This is a genomic window from Bacillus sp. CH_48 (assembly GCF_038008465.1).
GTDB classification, from domain to species: Bacteria; Bacillota; Bacilli; order Bacillales; family Bacillaceae_G; genus Bacillus_A; species Bacillus_A thuringiensis_S.
In genome coordinates, this window is sequence record NZ_JBBOZF010000001.1 from 653,637 (window position 1) to 669,172 (window position 15,536).

Genomic DNA, 15,536 nt, shown 5'->3' on the forward strand with positions numbered 1-15,536 from the left:
CTGCCTCCATTAGTTTAGTTGGTTTGGTAATAATTTTTCGCTTAATTTAATGTTATCACGGTAGTCGATTGGAATATCAATAATGACAGGGCCGTCTGCTGCTAATGCGGATTTTAATACCCCTTCTAATTCATCAGGCGTGTTAACACGAAGACCTAACGCCCCGAAACTTTCCGCATATTTCACAAGATCAACATCGCCAAACTCTGTAGCTGATGTTCTGCCGTATTTCATCATTTGTTGGAATGCAACCATATCATATGTGCCGTCTCTCCAAACAAGATGGACGATTGGAGAATTTAAACGTACCGCCGTTTCTAACTCCATCGCTGAGAATAAGAAACCACCGTCACCTGATACGGAAACTACTTTTTTACCTGGTTCTACTAAAGTAGCTGCGATTGCCCAAGGAAGTGCAACACCTAACGTTTGCATGCCGTTACTAAATAATAATCTACGTGGTTCATAAGAACGGAAACATCTTGCCATCCAAATAGAATGGGAACCGATGTCACATGTAACGGTTGTATCGTCACTAATTAAAGAACGAAGTGTACGAATCACTTGAAGTGGATGCGTAACACCTTCTGCAGGACGATTTGGAACTTCTGCTTGTTCTGATAATTTCGCGCGTAATCGTTCTAATACCGCTTCTGATTTCGTACTTAATACAAGTTTCGGTAATTTCTCCGCGATGCTATTTACCGTTAAGGCAATATCACCAATTAATTCACGCTCTGGTTGGTAATCATGGTCGATATCTGCTTGATGGTCGTCAAGATGAATAATCGTTCTGTCGCCAAGTTTATTCCAGAACTTTGGATCATACTCGATTGGATCATAACCAATTGAAATAACAAGGTCTGCTTCTTCTAGTAAAATATCACCTGGTTGGTTACGGAATAATCCAACGCGGCCGAAGAAATGATCTTCTAACTCACGTGAAATCGCACCAGCTGCTTGATATGTTTCAACGACAGGAAGTTCTGTATCCGCAATTAATTTACGAACAGCTTTCGTCACTTCATTTGTGCTCGCTCTCATACCGAGTAAAATAACTGGTAATTTCGCTGATTTTATTTTTTCTACTACATATGTAATATCATGTGTGGGAGCGATTCCAAGCTGTGGCTTAGAAAGCGCACCGATAGACTCTACAGTTGTTTCCGCAGTCATAACGTCTTGCGGCAGACTTACTAAAGTAGCGCCTGGATTTGTGGAAGTTGCACTTCGGAATGCATTTGATAATGCTTCTGGCACATTATCAGGATGCTCTACTTCTACGCTATATTTTGTGATTGGTTCGAATAGTGCAGCATTATCCATAGATTGATGCGTACGTTTTAATCGATCCATACGAGGTACTGCACCAGCTAAAGCAACAACGGGATCACTCTCCGCATTCGCAGTAACAAGACCTGTCGCTAAATTTGATGTCCCTGGTCCTGAAGTTACAAGACATACGCCCGGTTTCCCTGTTAATCTACCAATAGCAGCTGCCATAAATGCTGCGTTTTGTTCATGACGACAAACGATTAACTCTGGTCCTCTTTCTTGCAATACATCAAATACAGAGTCAATCTTCGCTCCTGGAATACCGAAAACATGTGTAACACCTTGTTTAATTAAACAATCAACAACAAGATCTGCTCCTTTTGTTTTTGTCTTCACGTCGTTTGCTTTTACATCTGTACTCAAAACTAATCACCCTTTATTTCATAATGTGTGTAATAAAGATTTTAATTTCACCTAGTTAATTAATGTGGTGAAGTATCGTTATCATTATATTACAAATGCATTATTTTTCCAACAATATGAATTCAACATTATTTTGACAAGATTAAAAGAATGCGCTTACAACCTTTTGTTTATCTTAAAATAACATTTTTATATCTCTTCTAAAAATACGCAAAAATATTTCCATCCATTTATAATATTAAAAATTTTATAGTACCTTGCAAAGAACAATAGTAAGTGATATATTTGTAAATAATGGAATAACCATTATTTGGAATGTTATTCACAATCTATATCTCCTTTCAAAAAGGAGATATAGATTGTGTGTGCTGTTTAGAAAAAAGATAGGATTTTCAGCCATAATTCATCATTTTATAAAGGAAAGTGATTGTTATGAACAAAAGTGAATTTTTAGAGCAACTTAGTTCTTCCCTACGGAATATGCCTAATTTAGAAAAGGAGGATATTATCTCGGAGTACCAAACTCATTTTATTAGTGGTAAACAAGATGGAATTTCTGAAAAGGAAATTTCTAAAAAGCTAGGAAACCCTAAAACTATCGCTAAAGAACTTAATATTTCATATGTAATAAGTAACGCTGACAATAGGCGCAGCCTAAAAAATATTATGACAGCACTGTTTTCTGTTATGAGCTTAAGTGTTTTAAACTTTATATTTATCATTATCGCCTTTTTCGTATTACTCTTTCTATTACCGCTTCTTCTAGCACTTATAATTGCTACACCGTTATTAATTATTTCGCCTATATTATTAATAGGGTTAGGATTCTTTAAAGGGTTTCATCAAATCAGTTATTCCGATGTTTACAATGTATTCATAGCTTTTTGCATCGGCTTACTAATATCAGTCATATGTTATCAAATAATAAAACATCTATACGTAGCTTTAGTTAAGTATTTGAAATGGAATGTAGCTATTTTGCAACGACACTAATGCAAAAGGAGATTAAGATGAAAAATTATATTTTATACCCACTCACGTTACTTACAATGTTATTTCTATCAGCTTGTTCAAACAGTGCAGAACCTAAGGAAGAAAACGATGTACAATCTATTAAAGATGTTACGGTTAAAATTCCGGAAACTATATTCACTTCCTCAAAAAAGAATGAAACTATTAATGAAGATGAAATGAGAAAAAATATAAAAGATTATATAGATTATAGCTGGGAGTTATCTGAAAACATCATTCCACTTGCCTCAACAACTCCTGATAAGAATTTCACTGATTCCGATCGAAAAAAATTACAAAAACTAATCGATCTAGCGAAACAAAACGATATGAATTTCCATGAGTTTATTAGTAATAATAATTTACCTACTGATTATAAAAAACCTTCAAAAGAAATCTATGAATTTATGTCATCATCTACGGCTATTTTCGTAGAACTAGATCAAGAATTAAACAAACTCGCCCAAGATGGTAACTTATTCAAAGCCGATTTTTCTTTTACGAAGCACCTTGAGAAAGCTAATGGACGGAAGCAAAAAGAGATTGAAAAGTTTTTAAACGAAAAAAACATTAAAACTTCAATTAACAGCAATAAAAAGAATTAACGGATGTACTACATACCACTTTCAAAATAGCTATTTTGAAAGTGAGGTTTTGTGGTCTAACTATCAAATTCCCTAAACAAAAAAGACGCCCCTATACAGGAGCGTCTTCCACTATTACGCTTGTTGTTGCGCGCTATATAATTCTTCAAGTGGCTTCATGATAATTTTGTTAACGTCACCGATTACAACGTTTAGGCGTTGCTCAGTTTCCATTAATTTTGTAATTTTAGCATCTTGTTGAATGCGAGCTACAACTTCTTGTGCTTGTTGGTTGTCTTCTTCAGTGATTTCTTGGCCTTGCATCATTTTTTGTTGTAGGCTAAGTTGCATTGTACGGAACTCATCAAATAAGTTCTTTGAAGCCGCATCGGCTTGAACTGCTGCGTAGCTCTCTTTTAAAGTTTTGAAGTCTTCGTTTTCAGCGATTGCTTTTTGTAATTCATATGCAACATCATGAATGTTCTTTGTCATTTTATTTTTCCTCCTTTAGAAGGCTAGCGCTTTTCATACGCACTGCCTTTTCAGTGCATTTACATACGCACCTCTTCTTACCATATCAAACTATGCAAGAGATGTGAAGAAATTTCACTTTTATTTCTATGTACTCACCTTATTATCTAAGAAACAATAGTAACAATCCTTGTACGAGTCCGATTATTCCACCTAATAATGCTCCTAAATACGTAATCATTTTCAATTCATTTTTCGTAATAGACAGAACTAAGTCTTCTAATCTTTCTGTTGAGAATGTAGACACTTCTTGCTGGACAATTTCCGCAAGATGTAGATTGTTTAGTATACTCTCTACGTTTTCTGTTCCCCACTTCAAGCCTTTCGTTACTGTGCTTGGAACCACTTTTTCAATAATTGTTTCTCGAACTGGCTCACATACTTGCTGAACAGATTGATTTAAAAACTTACTCACTGTTTCCTCTACTTTAACTGCTGACAACACGGAGCTTACAATCATTTCTTTCTCTACAAACGATTCTAATTCTTTTACATCTCTTCCTTTTAACTTTTCCCACTCTTTTTGCAGTACGTCAGTTAAAAGCTGCTTTGTACCATCTTGCCCTAAAAACTTAATAACTTCTGGCTGCACACGATCCACTACACTTACATTTCCTAAAAACATTCCGACTAAGTTAAGTAGCGTTCCGCGAGAAGCAAAGAAATCATCAATCATTTTTGAAAGACGGCCTTTCCCTTCTTCACTTTCAAAAAAGCTAATTCCTCGCTCTAAAATAAACGCCGAGACATTCGGAATCGCATTCTCTACTTTTTCATTTACAGAATGAGGTAAAGCCTGTTCCCATGTATATGTATAATACTCAGCTAAAAATGCCTGTATTTTTTCTGTAATCACATGTTCAATTTTTTGAGTCACTTCTTCTTCTACATGCGCTACATTCCATTTTTCTAACATATGTCGCAGTGATTGTTCATTCTTAATTACTTTATCCACTTCCACTTGCGCCCAGTGGATTAAACCTTTTTGAAACTCTTCATTTGTTAGCTTTTTTCCGATTCCTTCCGGTGTTAACAAATGTTCTACGACCATTTTCCCTAATTGAACAGCAAGTTCATCACGACGTTTCGGAATTAATCCTGGTGTAAATGGAACTTGAAACTTTCCGATATAAATAGGGCGATGAGGACGAAATAACATTTTTATCGCTAAATGATTCGTGTATCCCCCAATAATTGCTCCGAGTCCTGTCGTCGTTAACATATTTAACCATATATTCATTACAATCAACCTTTCACTTCTCCAAAACTATAGCATATCATCATACGGACAAAAGTATAATGGTATAAAAACGTATTTGCAATATATAGCTTCGCCTATTATGCAAATAGTAGTAAAGGAGTGATTTCGTTGGTTCTCGGTCTTTTAGCTTCTAAACTTCATTATGAGCAAACATATTACACCGAAATCGCTAAACGCGCTCGGCTTTATCATAATGTCGTTGCCCAGTTTACGCCATTTTGTATTGATCCTAAAACAGACCTTGTTTCTGGTCTTATTTACGATACAGATACAGGAAAATGGAAAGAGCAAACATTCCCTATTCCTTCTTATATATATGATCGTTATTCTTTTCACGAGGAAACAGACTTTAAAAAAGCAAAATCAATTATTCACTCTTTGCACAATCGTCCTTCCACTACCTTTTTAAATAACACACTTATTAATTTAAGTGAACTACATGATTTATTTCTCACTAATAAGAAACTGTCTCCTTATATACCAAAATTTGAAATTGCAACGTTACAAAACATTTTCAAACTGTTGTTAAAAACTAAAGATATTATTATACGCCCCACTAATATACATTCTAAGGATAACTTATATCGAATTGCTTACAAAAATAAAACGTTTCATATCGATACAGTAAATGAAAAATACCATACTTCTATTACAATCAAACGGACAGACGAATTTATATCTTGGTGTAAATCTAACATACGTTCATCCCGTTACATAGCGCACACTATGCTACAACCACCAAATCAATTAACATATCCACTCCACATTCGAACCATTTTGCAAAAAAACAAAGAACAAACTTGGAATGTTATCGGTCAATTTATACAAAAAAGCTCATTTCCTAATCAACTTTTACCCTCAACAACGGACGATGATTCATTACATTCATTTTCAAAAATTAAATACGTACTATCTAGTACGGGTGTGCAACTATTGCAAGATGCTTTACACGACATTGTAAATGAAGTATTCCAAACACTAGATCAGTCTTATTCTTCGTTATTTGAACTAGAACTTTCCACAATTATGGATCAAAAAGGCGCAATTTGGCTTATGTATGTCAACACGATTCCCCCTTACGAACAATACATTCGTCATAGTGATTCATTAGCTGAAAAGATATTTCACGGACCACTTAAATTCAGTCGCTTTACACCATAATGAAAGGAGGTAAACCTATTTTGAAAGAACATATATATACATTAAACATTTCAGATGAACATCCAAATAGTATTACTTTACCTTACGTTTTTTCTATTACGCCACCTATTACATCCCTCTCCTTCGGTATACGTCACATTGCAAGTGAAGAGGTGAAAATTCATTATTCCTTTACTCGCGAAATTATTATCGGAAAACATATTGCTGAAAAACTTTTACTACCTCAATCAACCACTATTCATGCATTAACACAAAACCAAACAATTATTTTCGGACCATTAATCGGCATTTTCACAACTGGCTTTAACGATGATTCTTCTATCCCTTTAGGAAATCGTTCAATTGCCCTCAGTGAGTTGTTAACACCACCATTCTCATTACGACCGTTCGTATTCGTCTTTGGCGTTCAACATATAAACTGGGAAGAAGAAACGATTGAAGGATATTTCTTTCAAGAGAAACAATGGATAAAGAAAAAGGTTCCTTTACCAAATGTCATTTACGATCGATTACCAAATCGACAAGCAGAAAATTACAAACCAATCGTCAGAGCAAAAAGAAAGTTAGAACAAGACTACTCCATTCCATGGTTTAATCCAGGTTTTTTCAATAAATGGGAAGTTCATCAACTTCTTATGAAAGACGAATCAATTAGACCCTTATTACCAAACACAGAAGCATTTCAGCATTTTGAACAAGTAGAACGGTTTCTTGGCACGTATAAATCAGTGTACATGAAACCAATACACGGGAGCTTTGGTAGAAATATTCATCAAATATTTTATTCTCAAACAGAGAATTGCTACTACTGTCGTTATCGCGAAAATGAAGAAAATAAACTGAGAAAGTATCAATCATTAGAAACTCTTCTAAACCACGTATTAAAGGGACATGATTTAAAAAAGTTTATCGTACAGCAAGGTATTTCGTTACTTCGCTTCGATGGGCAACCTGTTGATTTCCGCATTCATACAAATAAAAATCATTTCGGTAATTGGATAGTTAGTGCAATCGTCGCCAAAATCGCCGGCAAAGGCAGTTTAACAACGCACGTAAATAGCGGCGGTGATACAAAATTGCTACAAGAGCTTTTTCCAGATTCAACGAAACAAGTTCAAATTGAAAACAAATTAAAACATACTGCCTTACAAATAAGTTACGCGCTCGATGAACAAGTAACCGGAAATATTGGAGAAATCGGTTTTGATATCGGTTTAGACACAAAGGAAAATCCGTGGCTCTTTGAAGCCAACTCTAAACCTGGGCGAACTGTATTCCAAGATGAAAAATTAAAAGAGCAAAGTGAAATGACGCGCCAGTTATTTTACGAATATGCCGTCTACTTAACTGAACATTCTTTACGTGATACAAAAGAAAAAATGTCTCAAATAAAATCAGGGGCTTCATCAAATACCGAACATATCCCTTCCCCTATGATTCACTCACAAATACAAAAACAAAAACTTCCACCTAGATAATAAGGTGGAAGTTTTCTATTTACACAAGTTTTACTACAACCTCTGTTTCCACGTTACATACTCCGCAATAAAAAATATGATTGCAATATTCATTTGAATTATTATGCGTTAAACCATCTACTGCACTTAATAATTCTTGATCCATATAGGCACTATAATCGTCTATGTAATCTACAGACTTCCCATAATCTTGGAGTATACTTTGGCAATTTTGACAAGAATATGTTTGTGATTCTAATGCGTTGCAAAGCGGGCAAATCCCCATCATGATTCCTCCATACGTTATCGTTTAAAGCCTCTCTTTTTTAGATTGAAGAGAGCACCTACCCATGCATAGGAGCGGTCACCCCATCCCTACTTAAAAATAGAACTATGAAGTTGCTACCGATTTCATTTTTATTTCAATAAATCATAAATAAGAAGCTAATAATTAGCCTACAAGTAGCAGGCTACAATGAGAAAATTATATTTAATATCCTCCTTAGTTTGGCCTGTTTTCTTAAAAATACAACGATTACTCTTATTTCATAATTTACGAAATCAATAAGTTTTTTTGACAAAATTTACAAATTATTATTTTGTATATCTTTCTAGGTAACATCCATACTATGAGTACAAACTTAATTACCGATGGATTAGCGCCAACCGGGGCGATAATCTGGTTCAACTCCAGCTAGTCCAACCAAAAAAACTTTTATAACTCTAAGGAGGATATATTCCTATGGCAAACCAAAATTCTTCAAATCAATTAGTAGTACCAGGTGCAACAGCTGCAATCGATCAAATGAAGTACGAAATCGCTCAAGAATTTGGTGTACAATTAGGAGCAGATTCTACGGCTCGCGCTAACGGTTCAGTTGGTGGAGAAATTACAAAACGTCTAGTTGCAATGGCTGAGCAAAGCCTTGGCGGATTCCACAAATAAATATATATGGCAAAAAGGTCTCAAGGCATATGCCTTGAGACCTTCCTTAATTTATTGCAACATTTGTAAAAACTTCTTCGTACGTTCTTCTTTTGGATTTGTAAATACATCTTCTGGTGTACCTTGTTCAACAACGACACCGCCATCCATGAAAATAACACGGTTCGCAATTTGATGTGCAAAACGCATTTCGTGCGTTACAATGACCATCGTCATACCTTCTTTAGCAAGTTCTTTCATTACTTTCAGAACTTCTTGAACAAGTTCAGGATCAAGTGCTGACGTCGGCTCATCAAATAGTAACACTTCCGGCTCCATCGCAAGCGCGCGCGCAATTCCAACACGCTGTTGTTGTCCGCCTGATAATTGAAATGGATATAAATCCACTTTATCTGCTAAACCAACTTTTTCAAGGAAGTAGTTTGCTTTTTTCTTCGCTTCTTCTTTCCCTACTTTTTTCACTGTAATGAGTCCTTCCATTACGTTTTGAAGTGCTGTCAAATGAGGGAATAAGTTATGGTGCTGGAATACCATACCTGTTTGCGTACGAAGATTTACAATATCTTTCTTCGATACTTTTTGAGCAAAATTAAGCTCTTTATTGCCGATGCGAATGCTACCGGCGTTTGGTGTTTCTAGTACGTTAAGACAACGTAAGAATGTCGTTTTACCAGATCCAGACGGTCCAATAATAACAACAACCTCGCCTTTCTCAACTGTTAAATCTATATGCTTTAGTACGGTATTATCTCCGAAACTTTTTTGTAAGTGCTGAATTGAAATCATAAAAACAAAAACTCCTTTTGTAAAAGGATTATTTTAATGTGTAGCGTTCTGAACGCTTCTCTAACATCTGTTGTACGATTGATAATAAGAAACAAATAACCCAATAAATAAGACCTGCTTCAAAATAAACAATTAAAAACTCGTAGTTCATCGCCGCAATCTCCTGCGCTTTTCGGAACATTTCTGTTACTAAAATTAATGATGCTAATGAAGTATCCTTCACTAAGCTAATAAATGTATTCGAAAGCGGTGGAATTGATACGCGCGTTGCTTGTGGTAAAATAACACGTTTTAATGCTTGTGGATATGTCATCCCAATTGTGTAAGCTGCTTCCCACTGCCCTTTCGGAATGGAAAGGATAGAAGCACGAATAATTTCAGATGCATATGCACCGACATTTAATGAAAATCCAACAACTGCTGCTGTATATGGCTCAACTTCAATATTAAGAGTTGGAAGACCATAGAAAATAATAAATAACTGTACAAGAAGTGGCGTTCCGCGAATGATAGATACATAGATACGAGCAATCCATTGTAAAATACGACTACCAGAAATACGTGCGAGCGCTGTTAACGTTGCCAGTATAATCCCGATAATAAATGTAATAAGCGTTAATGGAATTGTCGTAAAAACAGCTTCCTTCAGCATAGGCATGAAGGAAGACTGCATAATATCTATCCAAGTAGACAATCGATCTGAAACCAATGCACTACTTAGATACATTTTCACCGAACCATTTTTTCGTTATTTTGTCATACGTACCGTCTTTTTTCATATCTTCTAACGCTTTATCTACTTCTTGTACAAGCTTAGTGCTACCTTTACGGAATAAGAATCCACTTTCTGAAGCTTCTTTTTCAGTATCTACAATTTTAATTTTCGCATCTTTTTTCGTTTCTAAGTAGTTTAGTACTGATAACTTATCATTGATTGTGAAGTCAACGCGTCCTGAAGCTAATAATTCTGCTGCTTGGCTAAATCCTTCTACACCAATAATTTCCGCACCATTTTTCTTAGCGATATCTGCATAGTTACTCGTTAAAGATTGTGCTCCTTTTAGTCCTTTTACATCAGCAAATGTAGCAGGCTTATCTTTATCTTTTGCAATAACTAATGCCGCTGAAGATGAAACGTATGGCTTAGAGAAATCGTATTTCTTTTGACGATCTTCACGAATACCAACTTCGTTTGCAACCATATCGAAACGTTTTGCATCAAGACCAGCAAGTAAGCTATCCCATTGTGTTTCTTTAAATACAGGTTTTACACCTAAACGTTTTGCAACTTCTTCTGCTAATTCAACATCGAATCCAGTTAATTTATTGCTTGAATCGTGGAACGTAAATGGTGGGTATGTACCTTCTGTACCAATTACAAGTTCACCGCTTTGTTTAATCTTTTGTAACGCGTCTTGACTAGCTGTATCTTTTTTCTCTTCTTTACCGCAGCCGGCTACAATCCCGATCGCTAATGTAGTTACTGCAAGCACTGAAAATAATTTCTTCATGATTGTAATCCTCCAAGTATTCTGATAGGAATTTAAAAACTATATTGATTGTATGCAATCTTGAACAATTTTTCAATGAAAATGTTCTTATTTAGTTTATCCTTTTTCTTCATAATCAAACAAAAGGGAAAAATAACGCCACATACAAAAAATAAGTAACATTTTTTAATATAGCATTTATAAAGAAAAAGGTAAAACAATACTTCTTATTTAACTGTCGTAATTCGCTAAAGAGTCGACATGTTCATCAATAAAAAAGAACTTGTGAAAATCACAAGTTCTCCTCCATACCTATTAAGCACTCTGATTGCCTTCCATTTGCGTTTTATACATATCATAATAACGCCCACGCTTTTTCATGAGTTCATCATGAGACCCTTTTTCCAAAATCGTCCCTCTATCGAGCACAATAATTTGATCTGCGCTTTTAATTGTTGAAAGGCGGTGAGCGATAATAAACGTCGTTCTTCCTTTTTTCACAACTTCTAGTGCTTGTTGAATCATCGCCTCTGTTTCTGTATCAATACTAGACGTTGCTTCATCTAGTATTAAGATAGCTGGATCAAAAGCAAGCGCCCTAGCAAACGAAATAAGCTGACGTTCTCCAGTGGAAAGCGTACTTCCCTTTTCTGTAATTTCTTCATTTATATTGTTTGCAAATCTTTCAGCACCAACATCACGTAGCGCCTTTACAATGCGCTCTTTTGAAATTTTTTCGTTTTCTAAGCTTACGTTGGAAGCGACCGTCCCGCTAAAAAGAAACGGGTCTTGCAGTACGATTCCCATATGCTCACGAGTTGCTTGTTTCGGCATTTCTCTTACATCATGACCATCAATCGTAAGCTTTCCTTTTTCAAACTCATAAAATTGAAAGAGTACATTCATGATAGAACTTTTTCCTGATCCAGTATGACCGACAAGTGCCACTGTCTCGCCTTGTTTCGCTTCAAAAGAAATATTTTTTAACACTTCATCTTTTCCATTATAAGAAAATGATACATTATCAAATTTTACATTTCCTTTTAAACGAGGCATACGTTCTTCTTCTACCGCTTCTCCTTTTTCCTCTAACAATTCAAAGACACGTTCTGATGCAACGCGCGCTTGCTCTAAGTTTGCAAGCTGGTTCACCATATTCGTAATTGGCGAGAATAATCGTGTTAAATAATCGACGAACGCATACAGTACCCCAAGTGAAATAATACCTGTAGCACTTAATGACGCACCGCCGAAATACCAAATCACTCCTGTGAAAGCGATATTTCTTAATACAGCTACTAAGTTATGCGAAGTTGCTGCATTTAAATTTAAAATTTTATTTTGATACTTAAAATAATCGCCGTTTAATTCTTCAAATTCTTTTTTCGTTTCACGCTCTTGACGGAACGCTTGAATAATTGGCATCCCTTGAATGGATTCATTCACTGTTCCGTTAATATCGGATAAACGTGAACGCATTTTATGATTATATACAGACGCATATTTTCTATAAAGAATCGCCCAAACAATTAAAATTGGGATAATTAATAAACATAATGAAGCGAGCTTCACATCTAATAAAAATAGCGCAGCGAATATCCCAATAATATAAATGATACTAGAAACGAATGTTGCAAGTACAGTTACATATAAATCACGAATGGCCTCTGTATCATTCGTCACACGCGAAACAATTTTCCCTGCCGGTAAATGATCGAAATAACGAATCGGCAACGTTTGAATATGAGAAAACACATCTTCCCTCATAATTTGAATAATTTTGTTCGCTGCCTTCTGCAAGAAGAACTGCTTTCCGTATGCAAATAATGATACGACTACTAATAAAGCGAAATAGCCACCACCAAGTAATAATAGACGGTTTATTTCTGGTTTATAAAATGCAAACACTTCTTCTTTCGTTAATGCCTTCGCTTTATACACTTGCACCGCCTTACCATTTTGAACGGTAATCATATCACCTTTTACAGTACGTGACCCTTCAATACTCACTTTATTCGGTACAAAATAATATTGAAAACCGACTTGCATCACACGTACTTCTTTACCTTTTGTCTCGCCTTGTTCAAAGCGATCACTTCGCTTATAAAAAGCGCCATTATATGAAACAGCTTCTTCACTCTTTTCTGTTTCATACCAAGGTTTCTCTATCCCGACGATATGATCATCAATCATCGTTTTAGCGACGAAAGGACCAGCAAGCTCTGCAATGACGAAAATAAATAACATTAGCATCGCTGCAAAAATCGTCCCCTTCACTTTCATCGCATATTGAAACAATCGTTTTGAAACGCTCATATTTTCACCCCACTATCCGCACTTTCACTTTCACCTTGTTGTCTTTCAAACTGCTCAGCATACCAGCCTCCGCTCTGGATAAGCTGAGCATGTGTACCTTCTTCCATTACTTGCCCCTCATCCATAACGAGAATCCAATCCGCATGTTGCACTGCAGATAAACGGTGCGTCGTAATAATCGTCGTCTTTCCGCTTCTTTCTGTTCTTATATTTTCAATGATCGCTGCTTCCGTACGAGCATCTACAGCTGATAAAGAATCGTCCAAAATTAAAATTTCTGGATTTTGAATAACAGCTCGCGCAATCGAGATCCTTTGTTTTTGCCCTCCTGATAAAGAAACACCTTTTTCTCCAACGAGCGTTTCTAATCCTTCTGGTAAAAACTCTAAGTCTTTTTTAAACGCAGCAATTTCAATTGCTTTCTCAAGTTCTTCTTCCGTCGCTTCCCTATTTCCGAATAAAATATTTTCTCTCGCTGTTTTTGAGAACAAAATATGTTCCTGAGGTACATACCCAATCCATCCGAGTACATTTTCATTCGTTATTTTATCTAATGTCACATCAGAGACCGCAATATCTCCATCTCCAAGCGGATATTGACGAAGAAGCTGACGTACAAGCGTCGTTTTCCCGCTTCCTGTTTTTCCGACAACCCCTAGCGTTTCTCCTTGCTTTAATGTGAAAGAAACCTTTTTTAAATTTTCTTCAGTTGATGAAGGGTATGAGAAAGACACATCATCAAACTGAATATAATCCGGATCTTGCACAAGCTTTGGATGTTTTGGATTCTTTACATCTGGCTCATACGCTAACGTTTCATTCACACGGTCAAGCGAAGCATTTCCTCTTTGCATAACATTGATTAATTCACCAATTGCAAACATCGGCCAAATCATCATCCCTAAATACACGTTAAAAGAAACGAGTTCACCAAGCGTCACCTTTGACTGGAACACAAGGTATGCACCGTACACTAAGCCGATTAAATAACTAAGACCGACAAGCATTTTCACAGTTGGTTGGAATAATGCATCAATTCTTGCTACCTTCATATTTTTTTCGTAGACGTCATCTCCTAAATGATGAAATCTTTCCTCGTCTGCATTCTCTTGTACGTATGCACGAATAACACGCACACCAGCAATCGATTCAAGTACTTTATCATTCATATCTCCGAACGCATCTTGCGCGACTGTAAATCTCTCATGCAATTTCTTTCCATATATGTTCATCGCATACGCCATAATCGGAAGCGGTATAAGCGCCGCAACTGTAAGCTCCCAACTAATTGTAAATCCCATCATAAAGACAATCGTAAGCATATATAAACTCGAATCCACGAGCGTTAATATACCGAAACCAGCTGTCATAGCAATTGCTTTTAAATCATTTGTCGCTCTCGCCATTAAATCACCCGTACGATTTTTATGATAAAACGTCGGTGTCATTTTAAGTAAATGCCCCATAAATTTAGAGCGCATCGTTTTCTCCAGTACGAATGCTCCCCCAAACAGCTGGTGTTGCCAAACGAAAGTAAGACCATATCCAATTACCGTAACCCCTATTAAAATGAGAATAAATTGCATAATCTCCGCATTCGTTAACGTTCCTGTTTTTATATTATCTATCGTAACCCCTAACACTTTCGGGGGAATGACTTCAACTATATTTACAATTAAAAGAGCTCCAATAGCGATACTATATCTCTTCCAATGCTCTTTAAAAAACCATTTTAGCTTTAGTAATACTGATAACAATGTAACCTCTCCCTTCTCGTTCTCGTTTAACTCTCACTTCTTTATCCACTATCCAGACCCATCACATTTACATTTCGTAACCCATACAATCTCATCACATTTTTCCACCTTCCAAAATTTTCATCGTAACCATACAAGGAAAAATAAACAAAAAAAAGCATACCGCCGCTTGACGATATGCACAAAAATGCATAAAAAGCGTACGTTACGATATACGCAACGTACGCTTCTTATAAGACAGAGAATGCCTTATATATCCGCACGGGTTGCGTAATGATATGAATGTTTTCTGCCATTTAACAGAGCTAAGCCCATTACATTTACGATTACAATCATTACGCACACCCCTTTCATTTATTTTCCATTTATAATCTTACAACTTTATTGAGTATTCTGTCAATTATTTTTTTACAAACTGAATAAAAATATACGCTACATCATTTTGAAATAAGAGAATATTCCGTAAGAAAGGGCATACAAAATAAAAAAAGAATAAGAAATCGTTTTCACAAACATTTCATTTGAAAAATGTTATCAA

Annotated in this window: 14 protein-coding genes; 5 read left to right on the forward strand and 9 right to left on the reverse strand. The window is 35.9% G+C overall.

Going from position 1 to position 15,536, the window contains the following annotated elements:
- Positions 1-9: 9 nt before the first annotated feature.
- Positions 10-1,698, reverse strand: a complete 1,689-nt coding sequence (gene alsS / locus N2V92_RS03025; protein ID WP_016078058.1) for an acetolactate synthase AlsS — start codon at positions 1,696-1,698, stop codon at positions 10-12.
- 432 nt (positions 1,699-2,130) lie between these two features.
- Between alsS and N2V92_RS03030 the strand changes: the two genes are divergently transcribed.
- The gene (locus tag N2V92_RS03030; protein WP_016078059.1) at positions 2,131-2,691 is read left to right on the forward strand and encodes an HAAS signaling domain-containing protein; all 561 of its coding nucleotides are present in this window, start codon (positions 2,131-2,133) and stop codon (positions 2,689-2,691) included.
- Between the two features lie 17 nt (positions 2,692-2,708).
- On the forward strand, positions 2,709-3,314 hold the full coding sequence (locus tag N2V92_RS03035; protein WP_016078060.1) for an NDxxF motif lipoprotein: 606 nt from the start codon (positions 2,709-2,711) through the stop codon (positions 3,312-3,314).
- Between the two features lie 114 nt (positions 3,315-3,428).
- Here the strand turns inward: N2V92_RS03035 and N2V92_RS03040 are convergent, their stop codons facing one another.
- Together N2V92_RS03040 and N2V92_RS03045 are read right to left on the reverse strand one after the other, a co-directional pair.
- Positions 3,429-3,785: a YlbF/YmcA family competence regulator gene (locus tag N2V92_RS03040; protein WP_000164612.1), complete on the reverse strand. Its 357-nt coding sequence runs from the start codon at positions 3,783-3,785 to the stop codon at positions 3,429-3,431.
- Between the two features lie 142 nt (positions 3,786-3,927).
- On the reverse strand, positions 3,928-5,064 hold the full coding sequence (locus N2V92_RS03045; RefSeq protein ID WP_003281617.1) for a DUF445 domain-containing protein: 1,137 nt from the start codon (positions 5,062-5,064) through the stop codon (positions 3,928-3,930).
- Positions 5,065-5,193: 129 nt separating this feature from the next.
- On the opposite strand from N2V92_RS03045, the gene N2V92_RS03050 reads away from it, so the two are divergent.
- Positions 5,194-6,246: a YheC/YheD family endospore coat-associated protein gene (locus N2V92_RS03050; protein WP_000242803.1), complete on the forward strand. Its 1,053-nt coding sequence runs from the start codon at positions 5,194-5,196 to the stop codon at positions 6,244-6,246.
- 20 nt (positions 6,247-6,266) lie between these two features.
- Positions 6,267-7,724 (forward strand): YheC/YheD family endospore coat-associated protein, encoded by a 1,458-nt coding sequence (locus tag N2V92_RS03055; RefSeq protein WP_033668911.1) that lies wholly within the window; start codon positions 6,267-6,269, stop codon positions 7,722-7,724.
- Positions 7,725-7,743: 19 nt separating this feature from the next.
- On the opposite strand, the gene N2V92_RS03060 is transcribed toward N2V92_RS03055, so the two are convergent.
- Positions 7,744-7,989, reverse strand: coding sequence for a hypothetical protein (locus tag N2V92_RS03060; protein WP_000510474.1), 246 nt, complete (start codon positions 7,987-7,989; stop codon positions 7,744-7,746).
- 456 nt (positions 7,990-8,445) lie between these two features.
- On the opposite strand from N2V92_RS03060, the gene sasP reads away from it, so the two are divergent.
- Positions 8,446-8,649, forward strand: a complete 204-nt coding sequence (gene sasP, locus N2V92_RS03065; RefSeq protein ID WP_000013338.1) for a small acid-soluble spore protein, SasP family — start codon at positions 8,446-8,448, stop codon at positions 8,647-8,649.
- 51 nt (positions 8,650-8,700) lie between these two features.
- On the opposite strand, the gene N2V92_RS03070 is transcribed toward sasP, so the two are convergent.
- The 5 genes from N2V92_RS03070 to N2V92_RS03090 all read right to left on the reverse strand — a co-directional run bounded on the left by N2V92_RS03070 (position 8,701) and on the right by N2V92_RS03090 (position 14,998).
- Positions 8,701-9,435: an amino acid ABC transporter ATP-binding protein gene (locus N2V92_RS03070; protein ID WP_000623613.1), complete on the reverse strand. Its 735-nt coding sequence runs from the start codon at positions 9,433-9,435 to the stop codon at positions 8,701-8,703.
- Positions 9,436-9,463: 28 nt separating this feature from the next.
- On the reverse strand, positions 9,464-10,162 hold the full coding sequence (locus tag N2V92_RS03075; RefSeq protein WP_000281496.1) for an amino acid ABC transporter permease: 699 nt from the start codon (positions 10,160-10,162) through the stop codon (positions 9,464-9,466).
- On the reverse strand, positions 10,149-10,946 hold the full coding sequence (locus N2V92_RS03080; protein WP_000732844.1) for an amino acid ABC transporter substrate-binding protein: 798 nt from the start codon (positions 10,944-10,946) through the stop codon (positions 10,149-10,151). The genes N2V92_RS03075 and N2V92_RS03080 overlap by 14 nt, the downstream gene beginning before the upstream one ends.
- Positions 10,947-11,240: 294 nt before the next feature.
- Positions 11,241-13,241, reverse strand: a complete 2,001-nt coding sequence (locus N2V92_RS03085; protein WP_016078062.1) for an ABC transporter ATP-binding protein — start codon at positions 13,239-13,241, stop codon at positions 11,241-11,243.
- The gene (locus N2V92_RS03090) at positions 13,238-14,998 is read right to left on the reverse strand and encodes an ABC transporter ATP-binding protein (protein ID WP_000953778.1); all 1,761 of its coding nucleotides are present in this window, start codon (positions 14,996-14,998) and stop codon (positions 13,238-13,240) included. Before N2V92_RS03090 ends, N2V92_RS03085 begins: the two co-directional genes overlap by 4 nt.
- Between the last annotated feature and the right edge of the window lie 538 nt (positions 14,999-15,536).

What these genes read in the sequence shown, in the direction of transcription:
- N2V92_RS03030 (WP_016078059.1), top strand. Translation starts at nt 2,131, where the DNA reads ATGAACAAAAGTGAATTTTTAGAGCAACTTAGTTCTTCCCTACGGAAT.
- N2V92_RS03035 (WP_016078060.1), top strand. Translation starts at nt 2,709, where the DNA reads ATGAAAAATTATATTTTATACCCACTCACGTTACTTACAATGTTATTT.
- N2V92_RS03040 (WP_000164612.1), bottom strand. Translation starts at nt 3,785, where the DNA reads ATGACAAAGAACATTCATGATGTTGCATATGAATTACAAAAAGCAATC.
- N2V92_RS03045 (WP_003281617.1), bottom strand. Translation starts at nt 5,064, where the DNA reads ATGAATATATGGTTAAATATGTTAACGACGACAGGACTCGGAGCAATT.
- N2V92_RS03060 (WP_000510474.1), bottom strand. Translation starts at nt 7,989, where the DNA reads ATGGGGATTTGCCCGCTTTGCAACGCATTAGAATCACAAACATATTCT.
- sasP (WP_000013338.1), top strand. Translation starts at nt 8,446, where the DNA reads ATGGCAAACCAAAATTCTTCAAATCAATTAGTAGTACCAGGTGCAACA.
- N2V92_RS03070 (WP_000623613.1), bottom strand. Translation starts at nt 9,435, where the DNA reads ATGATTTCAATTCAGCACTTACAAAAAAGTTTCGGAGATAATACCGTA.
- N2V92_RS03075 (WP_000281496.1), bottom strand. Translation starts at nt 10,162, where the DNA reads ATGTATCTAAGTAGTGCATTGGTTTCAGATCGATTGTCTACTTGGATA.
- N2V92_RS03080 (WP_000732844.1), bottom strand. Translation starts at nt 10,946, where the DNA reads ATGAAGAAATTATTTTCAGTGCTTGCAGTAACTACATTAGCGATCGGG.
- N2V92_RS03085 (WP_016078062.1), bottom strand. Translation starts at nt 13,241, where the DNA reads ATGAGCGTTTCAAAACGATTGTTTCAATATGCGATGAAAGTGAAGGGG.